At 36.2% G+C, this 22,158-nt stretch carries 24 protein-coding genes; 10 read left to right on the top strand and 14 right to left on the bottom strand.

Annotated elements, in window-relative coordinates; all coding sequences use genetic code 11:
- Nucleotides 1–2 precede the first annotated feature (2 nt).
- Complete coding sequence (locus F0365_RS10650; RefSeq protein WP_169933669.1) at nt 3–803, top strand: zinc-dependent peptidase; 801 nt, start codon at nt 3–5, stop codon at nt 801–803.
- A 271-nt stretch (nt 804–1,074) separates the two neighbouring features.
- Here the strand turns inward: F0365_RS10650 and ettA are convergent, their stop codons facing one another.
- The 11 genes from ettA to F0365_RS10595 all read right to left on the bottom strand — a co-directional run bounded on the left by ettA (nt 1,075) and on the right by F0365_RS10595 (nt 10,157).
- Complete coding sequence (gene ettA, locus F0365_RS10645) at nt 1,075–2,766, bottom strand: energy-dependent translational throttle protein EttA (RefSeq protein ID WP_169933668.1); 1,692 nt, start codon at nt 2,764–2,766, stop codon at nt 1,075–1,077.
- On the bottom strand, nt 2,763–3,146 hold the full coding sequence (locus F0365_RS10640) for a hypothetical protein (RefSeq protein ID WP_169933667.1): 384 nt from the start codon (nt 3,144–3,146) through the stop codon (nt 2,763–2,765). The genes ettA and F0365_RS10640 overlap by 4 nt, the downstream gene beginning before the upstream one ends.
- Before the next feature lie 27 nt (nt 3,147–3,173).
- Nucleotides 3,174–3,353: a CAL67264 family membrane protein gene (locus F0365_RS10635; protein WP_015360740.1), complete on the bottom strand. Its 180-nt coding sequence runs from the start codon at nt 3,351–3,353 to the stop codon at nt 3,174–3,176.
- Nucleotides 3,354–3,723: 370 nt separating this feature from the next.
- Nucleotides 3,724–4,491: a TPM domain-containing protein gene (locus tag F0365_RS10630; RefSeq protein WP_169933666.1), complete on the bottom strand. Its 768-nt coding sequence runs from the start codon at nt 4,489–4,491 to the stop codon at nt 3,724–3,726.
- Nucleotides 4,491–4,928 carry a TPM domain-containing protein gene (locus F0365_RS10625; RefSeq protein WP_169933665.1) on the bottom strand — a complete coding sequence of 146 codons (438 nt, stop codon included), beginning with the start codon at nt 4,926–4,928 and terminating at the stop codon, nt 4,491–4,493. The genes F0365_RS10630 and F0365_RS10625 overlap by 1 nt, the downstream gene beginning before the upstream one ends.
- Nucleotides 4,929–4,930: 2 nt before the next feature.
- Entirely contained in the window at nt 4,931–5,533 is a 603-nt protein-coding gene (locus F0365_RS10620) for a LemA family protein (RefSeq protein WP_169933664.1), read from the bottom strand.
- A gap of 70 nt (nt 5,534–5,603) precedes the next feature.
- The gene (locus F0365_RS10615; protein ID WP_169933663.1) at nt 5,604–6,440 is read right to left on the bottom strand and encodes an ABC transporter substrate-binding protein; all 837 of its coding nucleotides are present in this window, start codon (nt 6,438–6,440) and stop codon (nt 5,604–5,606) included.
- Nucleotides 6,440–6,592, bottom strand: coding sequence for an SsrA-binding protein (locus tag F0365_RS10610; RefSeq protein WP_169933662.1), 153 nt, complete (start codon nt 6,590–6,592; stop codon nt 6,440–6,442). The genes F0365_RS10615 and F0365_RS10610 overlap by 1 nt, the downstream gene beginning before the upstream one ends.
- Before the next feature lie 109 nt (nt 6,593–6,701).
- Nucleotides 6,702–9,329, bottom strand: a complete 2,628-nt coding sequence (locus F0365_RS10605; protein WP_169933661.1) for a M56 family metallopeptidase — start codon at nt 9,327–9,329, stop codon at nt 6,702–6,704.
- A gap of 1 nt (nt 9,330) precedes the next feature.
- Nucleotides 9,331–9,690, bottom strand: a complete 360-nt coding sequence (locus F0365_RS10600; RefSeq protein WP_169933660.1) for a BlaI/MecI/CopY family transcriptional regulator — start codon at nt 9,688–9,690, stop codon at nt 9,331–9,333.
- A 77-nt stretch (nt 9,691–9,767) separates the two neighbouring features.
- The gene (locus tag F0365_RS10595; RefSeq protein WP_169933659.1) at nt 9,768–10,157 is read right to left on the bottom strand and encodes a hypothetical protein; all 390 of its coding nucleotides are present in this window, start codon (nt 10,155–10,157) and stop codon (nt 9,768–9,770) included.
- Between the two features lie 204 nt (nt 10,158–10,361).
- Between F0365_RS10595 and F0365_RS10590 the strand changes: the two genes are divergently transcribed.
- The 6 genes from F0365_RS10590 to F0365_RS10565 all read left to right on the top strand — a co-directional run bounded on the left by F0365_RS10590 (nt 10,362) and on the right by F0365_RS10565 (nt 15,434).
- Nucleotides 10,362–10,838, top strand: coding sequence for a hypothetical protein (locus tag F0365_RS10590; protein ID WP_169933658.1), 477 nt, complete (start codon nt 10,362–10,364; stop codon nt 10,836–10,838).
- Complete coding sequence (locus tag F0365_RS10585; RefSeq protein WP_169933657.1) at nt 10,828–11,034, top strand: helix-turn-helix transcriptional regulator; 207 nt, start codon at nt 10,828–10,830, stop codon at nt 11,032–11,034. Before F0365_RS10590 ends, F0365_RS10585 begins: the two co-directional genes overlap by 11 nt.
- A 362-nt stretch (nt 11,035–11,396) precedes the next feature.
- A complete protein-coding gene (gene trmD / locus F0365_RS10580) occupies nt 11,397–12,077 on the top strand; it encodes a tRNA (guanosine(37)-N1)-methyltransferase TrmD (RefSeq protein ID WP_169933656.1) in 681 nt (226 codons plus the stop codon).
- A gap of 47 nt (nt 12,078–12,124) precedes the next feature.
- Nucleotides 12,125–12,487, top strand: coding sequence for a T9SS type A sorting domain-containing protein (locus F0365_RS10575; protein WP_169933655.1), 363 nt, complete (start codon nt 12,125–12,127; stop codon nt 12,485–12,487).
- 131 nt (nt 12,488–12,618) lie between these two features.
- Nucleotides 12,619–12,972 (top strand): 50S ribosomal protein L19, encoded by a 354-nt coding sequence (gene rplS / locus F0365_RS10570; protein WP_169933654.1) that lies wholly within the window; start codon nt 12,619–12,621, stop codon nt 12,970–12,972.
- 239 nt (nt 12,973–13,211) lie between these two features.
- Complete coding sequence (locus tag F0365_RS10565; RefSeq protein ID WP_169933653.1) at nt 13,212–15,434, top strand: NADP-dependent isocitrate dehydrogenase; 2,223 nt, start codon at nt 13,212–13,214, stop codon at nt 15,432–15,434.
- A gap of 73 nt (nt 15,435–15,507) precedes the next feature.
- On the opposite strand, the gene F0365_RS10560 is transcribed toward F0365_RS10565, so the two are convergent.
- Nucleotides 15,508–16,410 (bottom strand): IS3 family transposase, encoded by a 903-nt coding sequence (locus F0365_RS10560; protein WP_206071339.1) that lies wholly within the window; start codon nt 16,408–16,410, stop codon nt 15,508–15,510.
- Nucleotides 16,411–16,561: 151 nt separating this feature from the next.
- Complete coding sequence (locus F0365_RS16465; protein WP_206071276.1) at nt 16,562–16,807, bottom strand: helix-turn-helix domain-containing protein; 246 nt, start codon at nt 16,805–16,807, stop codon at nt 16,562–16,564.
- Between the two features lie 182 nt (nt 16,808–16,989).
- Between F0365_RS16465 and F0365_RS10555 the strand changes: the two genes are divergently transcribed.
- Nucleotides 16,990–17,391, top strand: coding sequence for a DUF2306 domain-containing protein (locus F0365_RS10555; protein ID WP_169933652.1), 402 nt, complete (start codon nt 16,990–16,992; stop codon nt 17,389–17,391).
- 149 nt (nt 17,392–17,540) lie between these two features.
- Here F0365_RS10555 and F0365_RS10550 read toward each other — a convergent pair whose 3' ends face one another.
- Nucleotides 17,541–18,335 carry an MBL fold metallo-hydrolase gene (locus F0365_RS10550; RefSeq protein ID WP_169933651.1) on the bottom strand — a complete coding sequence of 265 codons (795 nt, stop codon included), beginning with the start codon at nt 18,333–18,335 and terminating at the stop codon, nt 17,541–17,543.
- 262 nt (nt 18,336–18,597) lie between these two features.
- On the opposite strand from F0365_RS10550, the gene F0365_RS10545 reads away from it, so the two are divergent.
- On the top strand, nt 18,598–20,064 hold the full coding sequence (locus F0365_RS10545; RefSeq protein WP_169933650.1) for an alkaline phosphatase PhoX: 1,467 nt from the start codon (nt 18,598–18,600) through the stop codon (nt 20,062–20,064).
- A gap of 1 nt (nt 20,065) precedes the next feature.
- The gene (locus F0365_RS10540) at nt 20,066–21,898 is read left to right on the top strand and encodes a cytochrome-c peroxidase (protein ID WP_169933649.1); all 1,833 of its coding nucleotides are present in this window, start codon (nt 20,066–20,068) and stop codon (nt 21,896–21,898) included.
- The last annotated feature ends 260 nt before the right edge of the window (nt 21,899–22,158 follow it).

Raw genomic sequence — 22,158 nt, 5'->3', positions numbered from 1 at the left:
GGATGGCACCATACGCCTTTGCTGTGGTAGGATTTGGATTTTTATCCATTTTTGCCCACCTCATATTGCGCGGTCTTCAAAGAAAACGTGACTTTCTATGGTACAGACAAGCCTTAAGTTATCGCAGGTTACCGATTTCGCGAAAGCGAGTTCTAGAAACATACCCCTTTTACAAGCAGCTTTCCTATAAGTATAAAAAGCAGTTTGAACATCGAGTAGCTGCGTTTATTGTAGACAAAGATTTTAGAAATAGATATGAAGGTGCTGTTACTGACCAACAAGTGGTATTGATTTCGTGCGTTGCTTGCCGATTGAGTTTTGGACGCCGCAGCTATTTGTACCCAATGCTGAATACGGTTTTATTATTTCCTGAAGCCTTTATGAGCCCTGCTAATAAAGCCTTGCATAAAGGCGAATTTAATCCGCTGGCTAAAGTGCTAGCGATCTCATGGAAAGATTTTAAGGAAGGAATGGATATAACTAATGATAATCTTCACTTAGGCCTGCATGAATTTACTCATGTCATGCATTTTGAAAGTGACCGCAGCAATGATATAGATGCCGTTCGATTCAAAAAATATACCAATAAAATCCTGCGAGAATTGATGAAACCGGAAGTGCGCAGCAAACTGGATCAAACACAATTCTTTAGAGCTTACGCCTTTATCAACCAATATGAATTTATGGCGGTACTTTCAGAATACTTCTTTGAATCAAATGCTGATTTTAAAAAAGCATTTCCAATAATATATGGGCATCTTATTAAAGCATTGCTTTATAAGGAAGAATGGATCTTGAGGTAGGTGTTGTTTTTGAGATTTAGGATTTCTTTTTAATTAAAAATCCCATTACATAATAAATACTGGACAACCTTGTGATCTAGCTCTTTAGTTCAGTTAGCACTTATTCACGCCAATTTTCTAATAAGACAAAATCAAAGTATATAAATTTCAGCTTGTCTTCTCGCTGTTTTCAAAGCTTAGGATAACTCTATCAGATCTCTGAGATAACGCCTACAAAAAATCCCAAAGATTTTGAAAATCTTTGGGATGGTATCATTTAAAAAGCAATCTTCTAGTCTCTCGTCAATTTCTTATAACGGATTCTCTTAGGAGCATGATCACCTAGTCGTTTTCTCTTATTTTCTTCGTACTCCGTAAAACTACCTTCAAAAGAGTAGATTTGAGAATCACCTTCAAACGCAATAATATGCGTACAAACTCTATCTAAAAACCACCTGTCATGCGAGATAATCACGGCACAACCTGCAAAGTTATCCAGTCCTTCTTCAAGTGCTCTTAATGTGTTTACATCAAGGTCGTTAGTAGGCTCATCCAGCAATAATACGTTTCCTTCTTCCTTAAGTGTCATGGCAAGGTGCAAACGGTTACGCTCTCCACCAGAAAGAGCCGATACCTTCTTATTTTGCTCACTACCTGAAAAATTAAAACGACTTAGATAAGCTCTAGAATTCACCATTTTCCCTCCCATCATGATCATGTCCTGACTATCTGCAAAGTTTTCCCAGATGGACTTCTCTGGATCTATATTAGAGTGATCTTGGTCTACATAAGCTAGCTGTACTGTTTCACCTACTGTAAAAGAACCTTTATCTGGCTTTTCTTGATCCATGATCATTTTAAAGATAGTGGTTTTACCAGCACCGTTAGGACCTATAATCCCTACAATTCCATTTTGAGGTAATACAAAATTCAAATCTTCATAAAGCAGCTTGTCACCAAATGCTTTACTCACTCCAGAAGCTTCAATCACATTAGTTCCTAGACGTGGGCCGTTAGGAATATAGATCTCCAGCTTTTCTTCTTTGGCTTTTTGATCTTCATTTAAAAGCTTGTCGTAATTATTCAAACGCGCTTTTTGTTTGGTCTGTCTCCCTTTTGCTCCCTGACGTACCCAGTCCAGCTCTCGTTGAAGGGTTTTCTGTCTTTTAGATTCGGTTTTTTCTTCTTTTGCAAGTCGGTTTCCTTTTTGCTCTAACCAACTGGAGTAATTCCCTTTCCATGGAATTCCTTCACCTCGATCTAATTCTAAGATCCATCCAGCAACATTATCTAGAAAGTACCTGTCGTGAGTTACAGCGATGACCGTTCCTTTGTATTGAGCAAGGTGTTGTTCTAACCATAATACAGACTCTGCGTCCAAGTGGTTGGTTGGTTCATCTAACAACAGTATTTCTGGCTGTTGTAATAACAATCTACATAGCGCTACCCTACGACGTTCTCCACCAGATAGGTTCTTAATTTCAGCATCCCCAGGTGGCGTGCGCAATGCATCCATTGCTATTTCTAGTTTGGTATCCAGCTCCCAAGCATTTAATGCATCGATTTTATCTTGAAGAACCGCTTGACGATTCATCAATTTCTCCATTTTATCAGCATCTGTGTATACTTCTTCTAGGCCAAAATCATCATTTATTTTATTGTATTCATCAAGAACAGCAACCGTTTCTGCCACACCTTCACGTACAATTTCCATAACAGTCTTTGTCTCGTCTAGTAGTGGTTCTTGCTCGAGATAACCTACGTTATAACCCGGTAAGAAATCAATATCTCCTTGATAGTTCTTTTCAATCCCTGCAATAATCTTCAGTAAAGTAGATTTACCAGAACCGTTAAGACCTAGAATACCAATTTTTGCACCGTAGAAAAAACTAAGATGAATGTTTTTTAATACTTGTTTTCCAGTACTTTGATAGGTCTTCGAAAGACCCGACATGGAAAAAATAACTTGTTTATCGTCGCTCATTTGATGTACTTTTTTTCTTGTAAAATATTATGTAATTGGGTTAGGGAATTGTCTTCATATCGCTTTCGCGAAAGCGTCACCGCATCCATCCCCTTTGATTTTATATAAAGACCTTTATCAGAAAGGTCTAGTTTTTCTAATTCTTTAAAACTAAAACCGAATGTTTTTCTACCTACTAATTTAACCGTTATTGAGGTACGGCTGTAAGAAGCAGAGTTGCGTGTTGAAAACCCCTCGTAACTATTAAAGTAGAATAATGTTACTGCCGTAAGAGCAGCGATCGAACTATAAAGTGTTAAATTGTTTAAAAAGAAAACTCCAGCCATGACCAACATGAAAACTGCCAGCCCAAGTATGATCTTGTAGCGCTGTGTATTCATATCTTTAAAGTGGATCACTTCTTTCACTTATACCCTTCCTTTAAGCGCATTAAACACCCAAGCAATCGCAAAGAAACCTACACCTATTGCTGCAAAACCAAATCCTACATCTGTATATCTATAAGCTCCTAATGCGATCAAGCCAATTCCTATAATGATCATGATCAAAGTTGCCCATCCTAATACTCCATTCTTATTCAATGCCATAGTTCTCAAAATTATTTGCAAAGATACATAGTTAAACCATGTTTATCGCCTTTTAGACTACCGACTAACGCCAATAAGCTGCGTCGTTTTTTTGATTTAAAAAGCAGCTTCTATGATACTTAAAAGAGTTCGCATCTTATTTCTAATGAATAAGCGCTTCCCCTCATACTTATTGGAATACAGCAAAACATACATGACCTGTGTTTGTTGTATTAATTCATTTCTGAAAGTCATTTTAATCCAGTGACGCATGGAACTAAAACGCTACTTAATATAGGTGGATCTTTAATCGTGTTATTTAAAAATAGCTCTTCTATTTATCATCTTCTCATTGATGGATATGTTGCGTTTAGGCAAATGATACTTTCTACTACCAGCTGCCACCAGCGCCACCACCACCGAAGCCGCCACCGCCGAAGCCGCCGCCAAAACCACCACCAGAACTACCGCCGCCGCCAAAACCGCCTCGTCCCAAGCTGCTTAAAACGATAATATCTAGTAGAGAGCTATTGGAATTTCTACCGCCAGAGTCACCACCACCTTTATTTTTATTGCGCAAATTGAGAATAACAACCAAAAGAAACACCCCAATGATCAATAAAAAAGACCAAGGAATGCGATCACTAGCAGCAGCAGAGCCTTTAAACTCACCTTGTAGGCCCTGAAAAATAGCATCTGCTCCTTGATCCAGACCTGCATAGTAATTTTTACTCCTAAAATTGGGAACCAGTACTCGGTTGACGATACGTTCTGCATCAGAATCAGATAACCTAGATTCAATACCGTAACCTGTATTGATATCTACTTTGCGATCTTTAACTGCGAGAATTAGTAAAATACCATTATCTGCATCTTTCTGACCTATACCCCATGATTCTCCCCACTTTGCTCCTAGTGCATCCAGTTCTTCCCCGTTAGCACTATCTATAATGGCAAATACAATTTGTGTAGAGGTCGTATCAGCATATCGTTTTAATTTGAGGTTAAGCGCTTCCTTTTGTGCCTTAGGCAATATATCTACATAATCGTAAACAAAAACTTGTTTCCTATCTGAAGGACGACTAGGAATGTCAAACTGTGCTTGAGCAAAGTTAAAACAGCTTATAAAAACTACAAATATGTATAAAAAATACCTCATCAGCTTACAGATATTTCGTCAGAAAGTTCATTGGTATCATCCGTATCCCATGGGAAATAGGCAGCGAGTTTTTCACCTACTAGTTCTATTCCTGCGATGAGTCCGTTTTGAAACTCGCTTTCACGAAAACGAGACAAAACCTCATCTCTAACAGCACTCCAAAAATCATCTCCTACTCGAGCGTGAATACCGCGATCACCTATCAAAGCAAACTTTTTATCATCTACAGACACGTAAAAGAGAATTCCGTTTTCTTCTTTAGTATTATCCATTTTAAGCAAATGAAATAATTCTTGGGCACGTTTCACAGGCTCTTTGCATTGGGATTCCAGATGCACGCGTATTTCTCCACTCGTAAGCAATTCTGCTTGACGTATGGCTTCTATAATAGCATGCTCTTGTGAAGCGGTGAGAAAGTCCTCTACTTTAACTGCCATCCTTAATTATTTCCTAATAAGTTGTCTACATCTGGTGCTTTTTCTGCACCTTCATCTGCCTTATAAAATGCCGCTTCATCAAAACCAAAAACACCTGCCATTAAATTTCCTGGAAAGCGTTTGATCTTTACATTATAAACTTTTACAGCATCGTTATATCGTGTTCTGGCAACACTAATTCTGTTTTCAGAACGGCTTAACTCATTGATTAATTCCTTGAAATTTTCGTTTGCTTTGAGATCAGGGTAGTTTTCATAGGTGGCTAGCAGTCTCCCCAATCCTGTGCTGACCGCACTTTGCGCTTTAGAGTAAGCCGCTATATTTTCTGCTGTGAGTTTAGAGGCATCCACTTTGATAGACGTAGCATTAGAGCGTGCTTCTATCACTCCTATCAAAGTTTCTTGTTCAAACTCAGCATACTTCTTAGCCGTCGCAACAATATTAGGAATCAAGTCATTACGCCTTTGATAGGTAGTTTCTACATTTGCCCAGGAACTCGTTACTCCTTCATTAGTCCCTATAGTACTGTTGTACCAATAGATGCCGTAAATAACTAACAATCCTGCTATAATTGCTGCAATACCTAATCCGCTTATTTTTTTCATTTTATAATTCTTTAATTGATTTGTATCAGTTATAAACTCAAAGTTACAGGAAATATAGAAAAGTGTTGTCTTAAAAAGTCAAATCGCTTTTCTTAGGCTGTAAGCTTTGTAAATACTCTGGAGTCTTTAATAACCTTGATCCATACCAAGAAAACAACTCACCGTCAACTACCTTAAAGTCTGGAATGACGTTTGGTTTAATCGGGCTTTGCGATGGAGCTGTAAGAAATGCTAGTTTCAACTCGGCGATATCATCAGCAGTAAAAGGGTAAGGTTCTGAGGATAAAAATACAGCTTCTGGTTGAAGCTTGATCATGGCATCCACATCTAGTTCTGGATATCTGACAAAGTCTTGAGCAGCATTTATAAATCCCGCTTTCTCAAGCATGTCATTGATAAAAGTACCTTTTCCAACACTCATATAAGGTTTTTTCCAAATAAGATACAAGGCTTTATGATCTAGCTCTGGTTTTTTTAAGGTCTTAAAAGAACTGGAAATATTTCTGATCAATGATTTTGCTTTGAATTTGGATCCTGTGATCTCGCCTAGATCAGCTATCATTTCTAGTGCTTGTTCTAAGTTATCGATATCAGAAACATAAGTAGGTGCAATATGATCACAAAAGGAAACGATGGCAGGTGTATTTTCTTCTCGATTACAAATAATAAGATCTGGCTGTAATTCTAAAATACGAGATTCTACTATTTTTTTAGTACCTCCTACAACCTTTTTTTTATCTATCAATCCAGCTGGATGTATACAATAACGGGTAAGTCCCACAAGCCTATCTTCCAGACCTAAGTCTATTAATAATTCTGTTTGAGAGGGTACTAAAGATATGATGCGTTCTGGTAGTTGATCAAGCGAGATCATTCTACCTAATTGATCTGGTATATTACAAAACATTAGTCTAGCGAGTTTTTAGTTACCCATAATTTGTACCCAAAAACTGCCATTTGCAATCTACTTGCTTTTGCAAGGTCTAGTCTTCTTTTTGTAAAGCTGGGTAAAACTGCTTTATTGATTTTAGACAGGATTTTGAATACTTCTTTCTTCATAGCTCAAATGTAAGGTTTTGAAAGCTCGAACTGTATTAATAAAACGCAAAACCCATTCTGAATATTTAGAATGGGTTTTGTGGATAATCCTAGTAAAAATCTATATTTTCTAATAAGGAATAGTAGTTATTGTGGGGGTTTTTTCACCTTTCATAAATTTAATCTGAAGTTCCTTTATTCCTTTATTAGTTTCATAGGTATGCTGAGAACCGTTTATTTTATATTTCAATTTCACCAATCGATCACTTTTCATGTGGTGGGTAATTAATTTAAAAGTATGTCCTGCTTTTTCTAGCTGTTTCTGAAACTTTTCAAAACTTTCTTTAGACATGTCTGTGATGTAAAAAGTTTCCTTTTTATCTGTAGCAAGGCGACCATGACCTTTATGATCAGTTAGAAAGTCAATTGTGACATTTTCAAATCTGTCAGCCATAGTCTCTTCTCTTTTCAATAAGGCTTGCGCTCGTCGCTCCTCCATTTCCTCAGATCTGTTTACTAGAAGAGAATCTCTTGTTATATACATTTTTTGTTTTACAGAATCCAAAGATTTTCTTTTGCCCTGAACATAAAACCTTCTTTCTTCTAGTTCTTTCTGTTTTCCTGAGGCCGTTTTTATAAGCATAACCCCATTTTTTCCTTTCTCTCCATATTTTATAGTGGCGGCACTATCTTCTAAAACGGTTATGCTTTCAATAAAATTTGGATGTATTAACTTCCATTCTTCCTCCTCCATTTCTTTTCCATCAACAATCGTAAGAGGTGGGTTTTTTCCTAAACCTTGTTTGATTTGAGCGGCTGTAGTGGGTCTAGTAGAAATACCATTTTCAAAAGCATGCGCTGTTTGTGGATTTTTAAAATGGAACATCTTTAACGTATTCGTCAACGAATCCATGTTCATCTTCTTAAATTGAATTTGCAATTCATTTTGTAAAGAATCTATGTCGAGATTTTTCATTTGAATAGATGCCTCTTTAAGAATAATATCCATCTGGATATTTTGCAAATCTAGATGTAGTTCCTCTAGATTGATGTTCTTAATTTGCTCCTTCACCTGCTTCATTAAACTATCCATATCAATGGAAGAAGCGTTTTTGGATACCGAATAACTTACCCTACTAGGTAAGGAATAAGATTCACGAGGAGTATTAGCCTTACAAGCACCCATACTCCATGACTGAGAATCTTCTTTAATAACTCCTGTCACACATATTTCAGGTATTCCGTCATCATTAGAATAGGATTGGGAACTGGTATAGCCATCATTATCGTCTAGCGTAATTTTAATTCTTACGACCTTTGCATTTTTTATTTTCAATCTACTGTAGTCAAAATCTACCTTATATTCCTTTTTTAAATACGCCTTCTTTTCATCGAGATATTCTTTTGTAGATGTTGCATCTATTTTAAAAGTAATGCTATGATCAAAATCTACGATTGGTTTTGTAGCTTCTTCTGTAACCTCCGGTGCATCTCCATAAAGATCCGTTTCCGGCACGAGTACTTTACTTCCATTTTGATCTATTGATAGTGTGATTTTATCTTTTGGAATATGCAAGGAAATCTTATCAGGGTAAGCCATTAATAGAATCAAATCCTTATCGGTAAGCAACACGGTAAAACCTTTTTCCCATTCTCTATCAGGAAACTTTGCAGACACACTCATTTTTTTCAAAAGATCGTTTACATCTCTATCTAAGTCATCAAACCTCAATTGGTAATCCATCTTAGACTCTATGAGCTTTCTATACTTTTCTAACTGTTTATCATCAGTTTTACTAGTAATATCAAAAACTAATTCCTCAAATTTAGAATCCTTTTGATGGACCATTCGTGTTTTGGTATTTTCCACATATTCAATCTCTTCCACCACATTAAAACTGTAAAGGAAAATCACGATTACGGGCAATATCAAGGCATATTTATAGACATTCCATGTTGCTGAGGCTTCTTTTTGTAACATAAGAATTCGCTTTTTAATAAAAGGAGTAAAGAAATTATTTGCCAGTGCTGGCTGTTTATAGCTGGCAACGGCGCTTAATAAAGTACGCTCATAGCTCATTCCTGTGGTATTTTGAGTTGCGGCCTTTGAGTCGGCTATAAATTCTAGATTTTCTCCTATTTGCCTTTTTAATACCCACACCAGCGGATTGATCCAGAATAGAGCTTTAAAAACATGCGATAGCAGTAGGTCTATAGAATGCCATTCTCTTGCATGGACTTTCTCATGATCGAGAATTAAATCTAATTCTGGTGTATTTTGATCTTCTTGAGAATAACATATATAGTTAAAGAAACTGAAAGGTGTCAGCTTTCGCGAAAGCGTCACCATCATAAATTTACCAGATCGAGTCTTGTTTCCAGCTTTAATTAAACTTCTTAGCGAGCTCAGTTCTACAAGCATTTTACCAAGAAAAAATAGAGAAATAGCTGCGTAAATGTAAAAGGCTAACAAAGCATAATCGTATGGATGTGTGGACTCCACTGGAGTTTGCTGCAATATCATGGCCATGGAAGTTGACAGTTGTTGCGGTAAATAGGTGAGTTGCTCTGGCTGCTCTAGGTAAACGGTTTGAGTAATTTCTACAAAAGGGAAAAGGATACTTGCCACAATTCCTGATAGTAAAAACCAGCGGTTAGTATTGAAAAAGGTCAGTCTGCGCAACAGAAAATGATAGATAAGTACGAAGATACTAAGTACTCCGGCGCTTTTTAAAAGGTATTCTAGAGCTGTTTCCATCTTATTTCTCTTTAGATTCTATCATTTCTAAAATCTCGCGTAAGTCGGTCGCGCTTATTTTCTCTTCTTTGGCAAAAAAGGAAACCATGTTCTTATAAGAATCATTAAAGTAACTGGTCATCGCATTATTGACAAACTTGTTGCGATAGGCTTCTTTTTCGACCACAGGGAAATAACGATGCGTCTTTCCAAATGCTTCATGAGCTGCATACCCCTTCTCTTCCAGCTTACGAACAATAGTAGAAACAGTATTGTAATGATTAGCACCCTCTAATTGGGGAACGATTTCTTTAACAAAGGCTTTCTCCAGGCTCCACAGTGCCTGCATTACCTCTTCTTCTTTTTGCGTTAATTTGTCCATGATGGTATGTATTATTATTTATTACTTATTATTTGAAGTTAAAAGTGCTTTTCTAGAGCAATTATCTTTTTAAAGACCTACACTTTGATGGTTATCTGTACTTCTTCCACTTCTATATCGGCAATTTTATCAATCATCCTTTTAAGCTTAGAAGTCATGTTATCTATATGAGATGTTTTTCCAGTTAATTTAAAAGTGAAATTATCTAGTCTCTTTTTTGATGTAACGATTTGAGAATTATTGACAAATTCAAATTCCAAAGTAATTTCTTGATCCTCATCATTTTCTTTAAACATTTCTTTTACAGTTTGCCAATCAAAATTTTTCAATTCATCTAAATTTTCGGCTTTCACCTTAAATGCCGTTACAGCAGTTTCAGATTCTATTAATCCCTCTTTTTCAAATTGAATGCATGAGGCTAAAGCCATAAAAAATATAATGCTGAATGAAATATTTTTTGTTTTCATGATTTTTAAGTTTGCTTGGTACCATTCCAAATATATAACTATTATTATAGTTATCAAACTATTTTAATAGTTGTTAAACTAGTGACATAGTTAATTAGTGATTTTTTAAAACCTTGTATTGTAAATCTTATTTTACTTTTTGTATGGTTTAATTTACTTATAATCAAATTTATTGTACATTTAAATTCCTAAATGCTACGTATTATGAAAAATTATTTATTTCCGAACAAGTATAAAAAAGCAGGTCTGCTCTTATTTATAGTTGGTTTTACCCTTTTTATAATGGGGTTGTTTTTTAATGTTGATGTGGAATTATCTTTTCTAGACATCAGAATGCCTGTAATTATGACTAATCCTCTTTTTTCTGAGCGACAGTATTTTCAGATGGTAGAAACAAATATTAGTATACACCTTATCATTTTATCTATCATTATCGGCGGATTGATGTTTGGGTTCTCTAAAGAACGTATTGAAGATGAATTGATAAGCGATATCAGAAAAAGCTCTTTGATATGGGCTATTTACTTTAATTATTCCATATTGATATTATCCTTATTCTTTTTGGCCGATTTTGATATGCTTATGATGACTGTTTTTAATGTATTTACCTTATTGTTATTTTTCATTATTCGGTTTGAATGGAAAAAACACCAACTTAAAACGGCGAGTCATGAAGAATAAATTAAAAGTATTGCGTGCTATGAATGATCTAACACAACAAGATCTCGCTGATAAAATTCAAGTAAGCCGCCAGACCATCAATACGATAGAAAAAGGAAAGTATGTACCATCTACACTACTTGCTTTAAAAATGGCTAGCGTTTTTCAAGTAAACGTATTAGAGATATTTGAGATTGAAGAAAGTGACTGGAGCTGATCGTTTGTTAGATTTGAAAATTTAGTGTCACTTATGAAGTATTACGCAAAAAGAAAGTGCAAGGTTTAAAAAGATATTTAGAATTTGAGATTTGGATAATAGCGTTTAGCGCTTAAAAAACGTCTGTCAAAAATTCATAGGCGCAGCCTTCCATGAGAATCGGCAATTTTGTGATATAGAGATAAGGGATTTTTCTCAAATAGACAATCAAGAATCTAAAAGCGCGGCGTCGAGCGACTAATTGGCAATTTTAGAATTTGGCGCTTCGTATTTATAAAACATCAGTTATTGATCGTTAACAACTTTTAATTTCTAACCTATACCTCTATCAATTGGCTTAACTTTGCTATAAAACAAGTACCGTGCGCATAGATATCATCACCTTATTACCCGAATTGATAAGAAGTCCTTTTGAAGCTTCCATTTTAAAACGAAGCATTGAAAAAGGTCTTGTAGAAGTGCACATGCATAATTTAAGAAAGTTCGGACTTAATAAATACAATCAAGTAGACGATTATCAGTACGGTGGTGGCGCAGGAATGGTCATGATGATTGAGCCATTGGATAAGATGATCCACGAACTGAAGGGAGAACGAGATTACGACGAGGTGATTTATATGACTCCAGACGGTGTAACCTTAAATCAAGGAATGGCTAACCATTTATCCCTTAAAGAAAACATCATGATTATATGTGGGCATTATAAGGGAATCGACCAACGGGTGCGTGACCTTTATATTACTAAAGAAATCTCCATAGGTGATTATGTACTGTCAGGAGGCGAGCTAGGAGCTGCTGTTTTATGTGATGCCTTGATCAGATTAATTCCTGGCGTGATTAGTGATGAGACTAGTGCATTGACCGATAGTTTCCAAGACGGATTACTGGCTCCACCTGTTTACACCCGTCCGGCAGACTATAAAGGACATAAAGTTCCTGAGATATTATTGAGTGGTAACCTTGGCGCCATAGAGTTATGGAGAGAAGAAAAAGCCTTTGAAAGAACACAAGAAAGAAGGCCTGACCTTTTAAGCGAAGATTAACACTGATAATTGGTTAAAAAGTTTTAACTTTACAAGACAATATTATTATGAGAAAAACTTTACTCTTTTTATTACTAAGCGTTTTTACGTTTTCCTTCAGTACTGCTATCTTTCAAGATAGTGTTAATAATACCGTTGTTACCACACCTATTCAAAAAGAAAAGGAAAAACTCACGATCCTTACAAATCCAGTAAAAGACGGTTATTTAAAACTTACCTTCTCCAGCTCTACAAGTAACGATTTGAATCTAACCATCATCAACTCCTTGGGTAAACAAGTGTATAATGCAAAAAGAAGCATTAACAGTGATGTACAAACCTTTGATGTTTCTAAGCTCAGTACTGGAATGTATTTTCTCAGAGTAAGTACTAACTCCTCCAATTTTGTGAAAAAACTGATTATCAGGTAAGCCCTTTTAAAAACTTCTTATTTTATTTGTCAGTTTACTACAAGGTTGTATTTTTGCAACTCGTAAAAATTAACCTCTGACGATAATCGTGAACGTTAGTAAATTACTTAAATAAATTAATTCCTAGTAACATGGAACAATTAGTAAAATTCGTACAAGACGAATTCATAGAAAAAAAAGATTTTCCTAAATTCTCAGCTGGAGATACTATTACTGTATTTTATGAGATCAAAGAAGGGGAAAAAAGCCGTATACAGTTCTTCCGTGGAGTTGTTCTTCAATTAAGAGGTACTGGTTTATCAAAAACATTTACTATAAGAAAAATGTCTGGTGGCATAGGTGTTGAGCGTATCTTCCCTATCAACCTTCCAGCTCTTCAAAAAATAGAAATAAACAAACAAGGAGCTGTACGTAGAAAACGTATTTTCTACTTCAGAGAACTTACTGGAAAGAAAGCACGTATCAAAGAAGCGCGCAGAAAGTAATCCTTTTCAATTGCATAAAAAAAGCTGTCCAAATCGGGCAGCTTTTTTTATGCGATAAGGTTTTATAGACTTATTTATTGATAGGAGATGTTTCTTTCAAAAATTGACACTTTAAGTGCTAAGCCTGAGTGAAAATCTTTCAAAAATAGCCTCATTTCTTTATATTTGCAGGCTGATCAAATAGATCGTAAACGATGCAGTATCCTATCGTTTTATTACAAATTAAAATCCAATTCATCATGTCAGATCAACCCAAGATCATATATACTAAAACAGATGAGGCACCAGCCTTAGCAACATCTTCTTTCTTACCTATCATTAAAAAGTTTATCGCTTCTGCAGGAATTGATGTTGAAAGCAGAGATATCTCACTTGCCAGTAGAATTCTTACTGTTTTCCCAGAAAGATTAAAGGAAGGTCAAAAACAAGAAGACGCACTTGCTGAATTAGGTAAGCTTGTAAAGCAACCTGATGCAAACATTATCAAATTGCCTAATATATCTGCTTCTTTACCACAACTGATCGAAGCTATTAAAGAATTACAAGCAAAAGGATATGATATTCCTGACTATGTTGAAGAACCAGTAACCGAGGAAGAACAAGAGGCTAAAACACGTTATAATAAGATAAAAGGTAGCGCCGTAAATCCAGTTTTACGTGAAGGTAATTCTGACCGTCGTGCTCCTAAACCTGTTAAGCAATACGCGAGAAACAATCCTCATTCTATGGGTGCTTGGAGTAAAGATTCTAAATCTCATGTGTCCACAATGACTGTTGGAGATTTTGCTCATAACGAGAAAAGCTTTACTACAAAAAAAGACACTACAGTCGACATACAATTGATCGATAAAGCAGGTAGAGTTCATGTACTTAAAAAAGGACTTTCTTTATTAAAAGGAGAAATTCTAGATGCAACATACATGAGCAAATCCGCTTTATTGGACTTTTTAGAAGAACAAATAGACGATGCTTTAGAGAAAGATGTTCTTTTTTCTATACACATGAAAGCTACGATGATGAAAGTATCCGACCCAATCATATTTGGTCATGCGGTAAAAACATTCTTCAAACCACTGTTTGACAAACACTCTAGTGTATTTAATAAAATTGGTGTAGACGTTAATAACGGACTAGGCGATCTATTAAGCAAACTTCACGAACTTCCAGAATTGGAAAGAGAAAAAATTCAAGATGAACTGCGTGACGTGTATAAATATAGACCTCAACTGGCTATGGTAAATAGTGACCACGGTGTTACTAATCTCCACGTGCCTAGTGACGTGATTATAGATGCCTCAATGCCAGCTATGATCAGAAATTCTGGACAGATGTGGAATAAAGATGGAAAATCCCAAGACACAAAAGCGGTTATTCCAGATAGTGCTTATGCTGGGGTTTATGATGCTACTATAGAGTTCTGTAAGAAGAACGGTGCATTTGATCCTACTACTATGGGAACTGTTCCTAATGTAGGCCTCATGGCTCAAAAAGCAGAGGAATACGGTTCTCACGATAAGACATTTGAAATTGCATTTGGCGGTAAAGTACAAGTAGTTGATACAGCTGATGGTATGGTATATTTAGAACATACTGTAGAAGCTGGGGACATATGGAGAGCTTGTCAAACTAAAGATGCTCCTGTTCAGGATTGGGTAAAGCTTGCGGTTACAAGAGCTCGCGCAACTAATGATCCTGCTATTTTCTGGTTGGATAAAAACCGAGCACATGATGCTCAGATTATCAAAAAAGTAACTCATTATCTTAAAGATTACGATACTCAAGGACTTGATATTACGATCGCTTCTCCTATAAAAGCTACCGAACGTACGCTGAGAAGAATGAAAGATGGAAAAGACACGATTTCTGTCACTGGAAATGTATTAAGAGATTACAATACAGACTTGTTCCCTATTCTTGAAGTAGGAACTAGTGCAAAAATGCTCTCGATCGTTCCATTAATGAATGGTGGTGGATTATTTGAAACCGGTGCTGGTGGTAGTGCTCCAAAACATGTGCAACAATTTGAGCAAGAAAATCATTTGCGTTGGGATTCTCTTGGAGAATTTCTAGCACTTGCAGTTTCATTAGAACATCTTGCTATATCTTATAAAAACAAAAAAGCGCAGATCATCGCTGATGCACTGGAACGAGCAACAGAGAAATTCTTGACCAATAGAAAATCTCCTTCCCGTAAAGTAAATCAACTGGATAACAGAGGTTCTCAATACTATCTTGCTACCTACTGGGCACAAGAACTAGCAGATCAAGATATTGATGAAGAACTTGCGGCACAATTTGCGCCATTAGCGAACAAACTTGTAGAAAACGAAGAGAAAATTACTAGTGAACTTCTCGCTGTACAGGGCAAGCCTATGGATATAGGTGGTTACTATTTGCCAGATCCTGCTAAAGCAGAAGCTGCCATGAGACCGAGTAAAACTTTTAATGAGATTATAGGGTAATATAATTCTTTAGAAACCTGATGTCTAGTCCTAAATAAACGATACAGATTATTATAAGGATTAAATTTATGATTTAAAGCTTAACGATGCTAGCATCGTTAAGCTTTTTTGATTTGTACTGTTTTCTTTTCAGTTTATTTTGCTTGTGCATTTCTCTTGGTGTTAGCATGTGGTTAGATAAATGTGGTCTTAAATTATTATAGATTCCGATTGCATTTTTGATTAGTTTTTTCTTTAAATCAAGATTTTTAATATTTCGGGCAATGTGGAACTCTTGCTTTAGTATACCATTAATCCTTTCTGCAATAGCATTTTCATAAGGGTCATACTTTTCTGTCATACTAGCTTTTATGTTGTTGTTTCCTAGCAAGGCCTGGTAGTCATTTGAGCAGTATTGTAATCCTCTATCTGAATGATGGATTAAGGGTTCTTCTTCGCTATCCCTATTATTCAAGGCCATTTCCAAAGCTTGTAACGAGCCGTCAACAGCTAGACTTTCACAAACATTGTAACCCATTACTTTTTTAGAGTACGCATCTGTAATCAGTGCTAGATAGGATGGATTTGTTCTTGTTCCTACATAGGTAATATCGCTTACCCATATTTGTTCTGGTCTGTTTATATCAAGGTTACTAACTATATTCTTATGTTTTCTAAATCTATGGTGTGAATCAGTGGTTACATGATAGCTTCTTTTAGGTTTTATAAGCAGATGATTGGCTTTAAGTATTCTAAAGAGCTTGTCCCTTCCCACCTTCAACATTGATAATTCCATTTTGAGCATATGATATAATTTTCTTGTACCCAGCTTGGGCATGATATTACGAACTCCACGCACCAAGGTTATGACTTGTTGTGTAATGGACTGTTTATCGGCTTTTGATTTCAGTGCTCTATAGTAGACTTGTCTGTTCAGCCCGAGTAAATCACAGGTAGAAACTAACGTTTCTTTGTGTTCTTCTTTATAGTCTTGGATAACTCGGGCGTGTAGTTTTTTCTTATCTGAATATCATATTCCTTCTCAGCCATATCAACCAACATATCGAAGGTGATGACTTTTTTATCGGCTCGCTCTGCCAGATGCTCTGCTCTCGCCTTTTGTTTCTCAAGAAGCTTGACCTTAGCCTCTAACTCAAGTATTTTTGTTCTGGAGTCTTTACCATAGTAATTGGTAATTGATTTTCCCAATCAAAGTTACCATATTTTCTGAGCCATTCTCTAATAGTAGATTTTGCTTGTATTCCATATTTAAGACAAGCTTCAGTTCTACTTAATTCACCAAGTTCCATTTCTTGAACCACTTGGAGTTTAAAAGAAACGGAGTAATCTTTTTGGGTACGCTTCACGTAACCCGCTTTTTCTGAGGTTTTCATTACACTGAGGTTTTAGTGTATCGCTATTTTAGGACGTGACCTGATTAACATTTTAAAAACCCTCCAGCTGCGCTCGAGGGTTTTTTGATTACAGACAGTTTACCAATCAAAGTACATAGCTACGGTTAAATTATGGTAGCTCTTAAAATAAATCCAGTTATATTGTATTCAAATTTAGAATCATGGAAAATTACTCTTTCCTGTACAGATCATTGATGTATACGCATCTGATCACGGTAATACCATGTGTTTTCGTAGGAGGATACCTGCTATTATTCAGTAAGGGAACTAAATGGCACAGATCATTAGGTAAGTATTATATGGTTTCCATGCTCATTACCGCTACTGTTTCTCTATTTATGCCTGCGATGGTAGGACCTCAGGTTCTAGGACATTTCGGGTGGATTCATTTGTTTAGTTTTTTGACACTTTGGTCAGTTCCTACAGCTTATATAGCGATTAAAAAAGGCCAAGTAAAAAAACACAAAATTAAAATGATACTGCTCTACATTGGTGCATTAATGATTGCTGGCGGCTTTACCTTCGTTCCAGGACGTTATATGTATGAAGTATTTTTTGGATAGGTTTTTTATTCTCGCTTTCTGTGGTATTTTAAAACAGAAGTTGATGCCGTACTTGATTCTGTACTAAAGAGATCACACCAACAATTTAACACATAAAAAAAGGGAAAACTTTGGCAGTATTCCCTTTTTAAATATGGATTCTAGAATGGTTATTCTGCCTTAACAGGATACCAGTCCATAAGGGTTACCTTAATATCACTATTGGTATCGTCAATCATTTGCTTGAATTTTTCTACATCTTGAAACCCTTCTGTACCCCTGTAGTGATACGGGATTACCTGCTTAGGCTGAAACTCAAGAACAGCATTTGCCGCTTGGTCGATATCCATCGTGTAAGGTAAGTTCATACATAAAAATGCTTTGTCTATATTCTTTAAGGCTCTCATCTCAGGAATATCCTCTGTATCTCCAGAGATGTAAACACGATAACCATTTTTCTCTAATACATATCCATTTCCTCTTCCTTTAACATGCATCTCTAATCTACCTTCGGTAAGGTTGTACATAGGGATAGCTGTTATATCTATTCCTAAAATAGTTTTAGTTTCGCCGTTATTAATAATGTTAGAAGGTTTAAAACCTACCATCTTATCAGCTACAGCTTGTGGAGTAATTATCTTACTATCTCCTTTTACGGCAGCAAGCGTTTCCTCATCTAAGTGATCATAATGTACATCTGTAATCAAAGTTAGATCAGCTGCAGGCATACCTTCAAAAGCAGCAACTCCGCCTGTAGGATCTACATAAATAATCTGACCGTTCCAGTCCATTACAAATGTCGCGTGAGATAGAGGCGTTACTTTTATATTGTTAGGCTCTGGCAATGTTTGCTCTTCTATTGTTTCGGTAGTGGATAGTTCTTCTTCTACAGTCTCCCCCTTGTTGTCTTTACAAGAAATAGTCATCATAGAAATAGCAAATAAGGCAATAAATACTTTTTTCATTTCATTTCATTTTAGGTGTGTTCAAATTTACATTCTACTACTTTCATTTCGTACAAAATAAAATTAAAGTTACGTAATTAAGAAATAAAACCCTGAATAGCAAAATGTTAAATACACTTCAAAAACTTTAAGTTTAAATAGACAACCTTCTCCTAACACCATTTTGTCTGACAGCTAACACAATTGTAAAACAAGCATCATATTAAATTTCCAAAATTACAGCGTCTTAGAAATAGCTTTGTAACAACTAAAAAACATAAAAATGAAATCAAATTACCTCCTTTTTGCAGCAGCTGGAATGCTAGCTATAACTGCTTGTAATGATGAAGAGTCCCTAAGAACAAATCCACAAGCTGATGAAGTTGTTCTTAGAGCACACTCTACAACCCCTAACTTTTTAAAAACAACAGCTGAATTTTCTTCTGTAAATGTGTACCCTATTCTTTCGAGTGCAGACCAGCTGATAGAAACACCTGAATTCGTTTATGGCTCCATGGCAGATGGATGTGGATTGATCTACAATACGGATCAGGAAAACTACACGCTTATCAATAACATCGAGGCAGATTATTCTATCGCACGCATTACACTAGATAAAACCTTCAAACCAGTTGCAGGTGAATACATCCTTAATGCACAAGCTACAGGATCTACCGCACAATGTTCTGGTTCTTTAATTACTCCAGAAGAGCACGGCTTCGGACCCTTATACCTCTCAGGTGGAGAATGGGGCGGCGCTTCAAAAGGAGTTTTTGCAACAGAAGTTACCAAACATAGCTCCTCAAGAATGTTTCCAGAAATGCTTACCGCAATGGGACAATGGAGTACAGAGAACGCAGTCGCCATAGGAAAAAATGCCTATGATGATAAAACAGTTGTATTTATAGGAGATGATGATTCTGATAATAGTATTCCTTCTGGACAGCTAGGAATGTACGTTGGAGATCGTGGAGATCTTTACAATGGTAATCTTTATGGACTTAAGGTAACAGCGGCTGGGATTAACTTTGAAATGGATATGCAAGAAGGACAATCTTATGATGCAGAGTTTGTACAGCTTAATGAGAGGAATATAGACTTACTGGATGCAGAGGCTAAAACTAAAGGTGTCATGGGATTCTCTAGGCTGGAAGATATCGACTGGAGACGTGGAGACGATAATAACCAAAGAGAAGTTTACTTTGCAGTAACTGGCCGTCAGAGAGCTGCATTAGTCGGTAAAGGTTCTCAATATGGTCGCATTTACAAAGTAGAATTAAATGAAACAGACCCTACTGGACCTGCTAAAATCACTTGTGTTCTTGACGGCGATAAAATAGGTGGCAAAGCATGGGGATTTCACAGTCCTGATAATATTCTAGTCACTACCAACTATGCTTACATTCAAGAGGATCCCAATGGCTATTTTGATGATGCTGTTAGAACTCATTATGCAAGATTGTATCAATACAACCTAAATACTGGCGTATTGAAAACCGTTCTAGAATGCGACCAAGTAAGTGCGGCTGCCGCTGGAATAGGAAGTGAGACCAGCATTTGGGAAATCACAGGAATGATAGACGTTTCTGATCAAGTAGGAATAGACGGGACATTTATGGTTATAACACAAAATCACGGTTGGGAACCTGCAGACGGTAGTGCATTCTCTGATCCTAACGCCGTAGGTGATGTTACAAGTAGCCGTAAAGAAGGAAGTATGATGTACGTTTTAACCGGGCTAGACCGATAAGATGGGTTTACTGACCTCCACTTTATTAAAGAAGACCTGTTTGATTACAGGTCTTCTTTTGCTACTGATCTCTTGTAAACAGGAACAGAAAGAATATGTTGAACAAATAGATCTACAACCGTCTTCTGCACTCCAGAATATGTATCTAAATGATCTGCAAAATTGTGCCAATTATATAGATTCTTTAACCCTAACTTCCCATATCGACAGCCTGAGGGATTATTTCAAAAAAGCACGCACAGCGTTTAAAAAAATAGAGCCTGTACTGTCTTTTAATGATCTAAACAACTACAACTTTCTGAATGCACCTAATATTCTCAAAGTAGAGGAAGAAGATCTTACAGATATTAAAATAAATGAACCCTGTAGCTTTCAGACCTTAGAAGAAAACCTTTTCAGCGATACACCAGAAATTGCATCTGTGCAGAAAATAGCTGGTAAAATTCATTCGAGATTGCTGGTTCTTTTAAGAAATACAGACTTAGCATTTTTTAAGCCCTACCATGTTCTTTGGCTGGTTCGCAAGCAATTCATACGCACCGCCACTGCAGGAGTTACCGGTTTTGATTCTCCTGTTTTAGAAAGTAGTTTGATGGATGCGGTTACTGCTTTCGCGAAAGCGGAGCAAATACTAGAGCTCTACGACCATAAGTTTACGAATAGCCAGCTCCAATTATCTTGGAAAGAAAAATTTAGACAATCAAAACAGTTTTTAAAGAATAGCAACTTTGAAGATTTCAATAGGTATGAGTTTATTAAGTCTCATATCGATCCAATGCTTGTTTTGTGGAACGACACTGCAAAAGACTGGAACGTAGCATTCCCTTTACAGATGGCCATGGATAATAATGCTTCCAGCTTGTTTTCTAAAGAAGCATTATCACTAGATTTTTTTGCAGACCAAAAAGTAACACCGCTTACAGAAGAAAAAATTGCCTTAGGAAAACGCTTGTTTAATGACCCGCAACTTTCCACTTCTCAAACGATTAGTTGCTCTACCTGTCATAAAAGCGAGCTGGCATTTACCGATGGACTTGTTACCTCTTCTGGATTAAATCGCAACAGTCCAAGTCTTACTTATAGTGCTTACCAACAAGGTTTTTTTTATGACAAAAGAGCTGGTAGTTTAGAAGGTCAGATCGTTTCGGTTATTAATAACTCACAGGAATTCCATTCTGATCTTAAAAGATTTTCAGCACATATTGATACAGATGTTACCTACATCAAGGACTTTAAAAAAGCCTATGCTACTCCTATCAATCAGCATACGATAAGAACTGCCATTGCAGATTATGTGCGCAGTCTTAATTATTGGAATTCAAAATGGGATCGCAATATTAGAAATGAGATCAACACGTTAACGGCTTCAGAAATTAACGGATTTAATCTTTTCAATGGTAAAGCAAAATGTGCTACCTGCCATTTTGCACCTGTTTTTAATGGTACTGTACCACCAGATTTCATGGAAACAGAAATGGAACATATAGGAGTACCCCAAATAGCCACGACAGAAAATGCGACCATCGATCCTGATTTAGGAAGGTTTGAACTTTTTAAAACAGATAATAGAAAACACTTCTTTAAAACACCTAGCATAAGAAATATAGCGCTTACCGCTCCTTATATGCATAACGGAGCCTATAAAACGCTGGAAGAAGTCATAGAGTTTTATAACTTAGGTGGTGGTTACGGTATAGGAATAACAGATCAAGAGTTCCAGACATTACCACCAGATTCCTTACACTTAACAACTCCAGAAAAAACAGACCTTATCAACTTTATGAAAACACTTACAGATGAAGCGTTTTTAAAAAAGGAATATACTGAAAATTAGAGGTGTATTTAGCTCCTCTTAAAGCGCATCTTTTACCAGTGCGCTTTTTTACTTTCTTGTATATTTCTAGGATATAGCCTCCAGACATATAGCTCTTAGATTGATACCATTTTAGCATTCAAATGTTGCGTATAAATCGTTTCTTTTTACCTTTCTTATTCGTTAAAAAATAATTCCATGACACAAGCTAAGCAATTATTTTTCGCCTCCATAAACATAAAAAAAATCATTTTACTTCTAAGCTATTCACAAACTAAATT

Source organism: Nonlabens sp. Ci31, from assembly GCF_012974865.1.
Classification (GTDB): Bacteria; Bacteroidota; Bacteroidia; order Flavobacteriales; family Flavobacteriaceae; genus Nonlabens.
This window is presented reverse-complemented; position numbering and strand designations above follow the sequence as displayed.

What these genes read in the sequence shown, in the direction of transcription:
- F0365_RS10650 (WP_169933669.1), top strand. Translation starts at nt 3, where the DNA reads ATGGCACCATACGCCTTTGCTGTGGTAGGATTTGGATTTTTATCCATT.
- ettA (WP_169933668.1), bottom strand. Translation starts at nt 2,766, where the DNA reads ATGAGCGACGATAAACAAGTTATTTTTTCCATGTCGGGTCTTTCGAAG.
- F0365_RS10640 (WP_169933667.1), bottom strand. Translation starts at nt 3,146, where the DNA reads ATGAATACACAGCGCTACAAGATCATACTTGGGCTGGCAGTTTTCATG.
- F0365_RS10635 (WP_015360740.1), bottom strand. Translation starts at nt 3,353, where the DNA reads ATGGCATTGAATAAGAATGGAGTATTAGGATGGGCAACTTTGATCATG.
- F0365_RS10630 (WP_169933666.1), bottom strand. Translation starts at nt 4,491, where the DNA reads ATGAGGTATTTTTTATACATATTTGTAGTTTTTATAAGCTGTTTTAAC.
- F0365_RS10625 (WP_169933665.1), bottom strand. Translation starts at nt 4,928, where the DNA reads ATGGCAGTTAAAGTAGAGGACTTTCTCACCGCTTCACAAGAGCATGCT.
- F0365_RS10620 (WP_169933664.1), bottom strand. Translation starts at nt 5,533, where the DNA reads ATGAAAAAAATAAGCGGATTAGGTATTGCAGCAATTATAGCAGGATTG.
- F0365_RS10615 (WP_169933663.1), bottom strand. Translation starts at nt 6,440, where the DNA reads ATGTTTTGTAATATACCAGATCAATTAGGTAGAATGATCTCGCTTGAT.
- F0365_RS10610 (WP_169933662.1), bottom strand. Translation starts at nt 6,592, where the DNA reads ATGAAGAAAGAAGTATTCAAAATCCTGTCTAAAATCAATAAAGCAGTT.
- F0365_RS10605 (WP_169933661.1), bottom strand. Translation starts at nt 9,329, where the DNA reads ATGGAAACAGCTCTAGAATACCTTTTAAAAAGCGCCGGAGTACTTAGT.
- F0365_RS10600 (WP_169933660.1), bottom strand. Translation starts at nt 9,690, where the DNA reads ATGGACAAATTAACGCAAAAAGAAGAAGAGGTAATGCAGGCACTGTGG.
- F0365_RS10595 (WP_169933659.1), bottom strand. Translation starts at nt 10,157, where the DNA reads ATGAAAACAAAAAATATTTCATTCAGCATTATATTTTTTATGGCTTTA.
- F0365_RS10590 (WP_169933658.1), top strand. Translation starts at nt 10,362, where the DNA reads ATGAAAAATTATTTATTTCCGAACAAGTATAAAAAAGCAGGTCTGCTC.
- F0365_RS10585 (WP_169933657.1), top strand. Translation starts at nt 10,828, where the DNA reads ATGAAGAATAAATTAAAAGTATTGCGTGCTATGAATGATCTAACACAA.
- F0365_RS10575 (WP_169933655.1), top strand. Translation starts at nt 12,125, where the DNA reads ATGAGAAAAACTTTACTCTTTTTATTACTAAGCGTTTTTACGTTTTCC.
- rplS (WP_169933654.1), top strand. Translation starts at nt 12,619, where the DNA reads ATGGAACAATTAGTAAAATTCGTACAAGACGAATTCATAGAAAAAAAA.
- F0365_RS10565 (WP_169933653.1), top strand. Translation starts at nt 13,212, where the DNA reads ATGTCAGATCAACCCAAGATCATATATACTAAAACAGATGAGGCACCA.
- F0365_RS16465 (WP_206071276.1), bottom strand. Translation starts at nt 16,807, where the DNA reads ATGAAAACCTCAGAAAAAGCGGGTTACGTGAAGCGTACCCAAAAAGAT.
- F0365_RS10555 (WP_169933652.1), top strand. Translation starts at nt 16,990, where the DNA reads ATGGAAAATTACTCTTTCCTGTACAGATCATTGATGTATACGCATCTG.
- F0365_RS10550 (WP_169933651.1), bottom strand. Translation starts at nt 18,335, where the DNA reads ATGAAAAAAGTATTTATTGCCTTATTTGCTATTTCTATGATGACTATT.
- F0365_RS10545 (WP_169933650.1), top strand. Translation starts at nt 18,598, where the DNA reads ATGAAATCAAATTACCTCCTTTTTGCAGCAGCTGGAATGCTAGCTATA.
- F0365_RS10540 (WP_169933649.1), top strand. Translation starts at nt 20,066, where the DNA reads ATGGGTTTACTGACCTCCACTTTATTAAAGAAGACCTGTTTGATTACA.